The organism is Paenibacillus sp. GbtcB18, assembly GCF_019091125.1.
Taxonomy (GTDB): Bacteria; Bacillota; Bacilli; order Paenibacillales; family NBRC-103111; genus Paenibacillus_F; species Paenibacillus_F chitinolyticus.
The window spans coordinates 1-230 of the sequence record NZ_JAGXJX010000994.1; the positions used below are offsets into that span (position 1 = coordinate 1).

Annotated in this window: 1 protein-coding gene; it reads left to right on the plus strand. The window is 46.1% G+C overall.

Annotated elements, in window-relative coordinates:
• Positions 1-82: 82 nt before the first annotated feature.
• On the plus strand, positions 83-230 hold a 148-nt coding region (locus KVT34_RS31500; RefSeq protein WP_483311482.1), incomplete at its 3' end, for a dihydroneopterin aldolase.

The window sequence follows — 230 nt, forward strand, 5'->3', positions numbered from 1 at the left end:
TACGGACCGGAAGTTTTGCGCTTATCCTAATTTTGAGGCTTGAGGAGGAAAATGGGTAATGGACAAACTTATACTGCCACGTATGGAGTTTTACGGATATCACGGGGTTTTTGCCGAAGAGAATAAATTGGGACATCGTTTTTATGTGCATGTCGAGCTGCACATGCCGCTGGACAAACCCGGCCCTACCGATAACATAGTAGATTCCATCAACTACGCGGAGGCTTATG